This is a genomic window from Rubritalea sp. (assembly GCF_039830215.1).
Lineage (GTDB): Bacteria > Verrucomicrobiota > Verrucomicrobiia > Verrucomicrobiales > Akkermansiaceae > Rubritalea.
Map to the genome: position 1 here is coordinate 1 of NZ_JBDOPO010000314.1, position 2,441 is coordinate 2,441.

General features: G+C 48.6%; 2 protein-coding genes and 1 pseudogene. All 3 read left to right on the forward strand.

Going from position 1 to position 2,441, the window contains the following annotated elements; all coding sequences use genetic code 11:
- The coding region (locus ABGY95_RS10445; RefSeq protein WP_347441626.1) for a putative glycoside hydrolase at positions 1 to 839 on the forward strand (839 nt) is incomplete at its 5' end.
- Positions 840 to 890: 51 nt separating this feature from the next.
- The gene (locus tag ABGY95_RS10450) at positions 891 to 1,601 is read left to right on the forward strand and encodes a DUF1080 domain-containing protein (protein ID WP_347441627.1); all 711 of its coding nucleotides are present in this window, start codon (positions 891 to 893) and stop codon (positions 1,599 to 1,601) included.
- A gap of 124 nt (positions 1,602 to 1,725) precedes the next feature.
- Positions 1,726 to 2,441: pseudogene (locus ABGY95_RS10455) on the forward strand (hypothetical protein); the annotation flags it as partial.

Here is a 2,441-nt window from a genome sequence, read left to right on the forward strand (position 1 = left end):
AATCGAAAACAGCCAATAAAGCCTATCCTGCTGCATACCTGATCCACACCAAAGCTAGAAAAGGTAAGAAAGACATAGTCACGAAATACTTTGATGTGGTGCGACAAGAAGTTCAGGACTGGTGGAGCGATGCTGCTGCCGACGCAGTCCACAAATATGACTGCGATGGTATCTTTGTTGATGGTGCTGTCGCGGGTCACCCCAAAGGTTCGTATGCTAAGGCATTCGGTGCGGATAAAGCCGCTGTCATGAATAAGGCTGTGTTTTCCATGCTCGCTGATGCAAGGCGAAAAATTGGGCCAGACAAGCTGATTGTTTTTAATCCGTTGCACGGCACTGATGGTAAACGGCCGCCGCTGGGGCAAGAGCAACTACAGGTGACTGACGGTGCCATGATCGATGACTTCGACCGTAATGGGAAGGCCAGGCAGCAAAGTGTGGAATATATGGTCAATACGTTGGAGGCGATGCGAGCTGCCGCCAAGGATGGCAAGCTTATCCTCTTTAAAGGTTGGCCAGACTTTACGATGGCGTTGCGCAAAAACCCGGAGCTAAAGAAGAGAATGTCACTGAGTGACCTCCGGCGCGAGGCGCGAAAAGATATACTTTTCCCATTGGCTTGTTTCCTTATTGCGGCCGAAGAGAACTGCTATTTCTGTTACACTTGGGGTTGGGAGCCTAGTCAAGGCACTTTAGAATGGTATCCAGAGTTTGAAAAGCCACTAGGTCCCCCGAAAGGTAATGCCGTTCGCAAGGGCTGGACGTTCCAGCGTGAGTTCCAGCATGCTTCCGTATCTGTCAACGTGGAAACGAAAATTGCCAAGATCGATTGGAAGTAACATGAGCAGAATATAAATTTTCCCAGTATCCAGAAAACATCTTAAAATACTATGAACACATCCATTATCAGCCTTCGTGGCTTCCTTAAATCCTCCGCGGCATGCGCCGCTCTGACGTTGTTGCCAATCTCAATCGGACAAGCGGTGGAACCCACCAGTGAATCTGGTAATCAGAGCAAGGATCTTTTTGCCTCCGGTGACTTTTCCCAATGGACCAACCTCAAAGGACAAGCCGTCGGTGATGGCTGGTCTATTAAAGATGGTGTCATTCATCGCAGCGGGAAACGACCAGGTGACATCATCACCCGCGACCATTTCGAAAACTTCGAACTCAGCTTTGATTGGAAAATATCTGAAGCCGGTAATAGCGGCGTAAAATATCGGACTCAAGGCAAGTTAGGCCTCGAATACCAGATTCTTGACGATTATAAGCACAAAGATAAAGAAAATCCTACACACCGGGCAGCTTCGCTGTATGAGCTGAAAGCTGCACCCGACAGTAAACCCGTCAACCCAGTTGGTCAGTGGAACCACGCGCGCATCGTGGTAAATGGTAAGACCATTCAGCATTGGCTCAATGGTGAAAAAGTCGTCGAGATCGTATACGGGAGCGACGATTGGAAACAATGCTTCGAAAATAGCAAATACTCTAAAGGTAAATATTCTAAAAGCAAAGGTTTCGGCAGCTGGAGTGGCCCCATCTTACTACAAGATCATAACGACGAGGTCTGGTTCAAGAGCATTAAGATACGTGAGTTATAGTTGTCCAAGGCTCGATAGCTATATCGGAATCCGCGTCATCATCTAAATTGATGATGACGCGGATTCGTTTTTGTGTTACATTGTACATACTGCCCCTTGAGGTTGATACGGGGTCAAAAAAATTATGAGGGGGCAAACAATGAAACAATTAAAGATAACAGAGCCGAAAAAGAGGCCGATTCCCGCTGGCTTTGCCTTAATAGCGTCGATCACTATCATGGTGTTGCTCGTGTTGATAGCACTGGCGATGTTGAATCTATCTGTGGTGGAGTTGAGAGGGTCAAAGAATGGTCTAGTGCTTGGTGCAGCGAGAGCCAACGCCCGTATGGCGCTGATGATCGCCATTGGTGAGTTGCAAAAAGCGGCCGGCCCTGACCAGCGGGTTACGGCGAACGCAAATATCGCCTCAGATGACACTTCATCGCTTGAACAGCCTCATCTGCTTGGGGTTTGGAAATCTAATGATAGAACGGCTGAGGTTGATTACACGTTGAAAACTAAGGTCGAAGCAGATGGTGGTCACTTTGTTCAGTGGCTGAGTTCTTCTATACAAGCCGACAGGTTAGATATCGACTACCCCACCCGAGAGCCTTCCGACGCAGCGAAGCTCGTCGATGAGGGAACGGTAGCTGGGTCATCGGATTCAGTCGCTTCCTCGAAGATCTCAGCACCAACTGTGGAGCTGTCGGCATCTACTGACGGAACAGGGAAGTATGCATGGCACATCCTGGACCAATCTCAAAAGGCGAATATCACTCTTGACAACGTGACGCCAACAACTGATGCCGAGAAAGTCGCCTCACTGGGTACAGGCGGTAAACCAGGTTTTAAGATTGACGC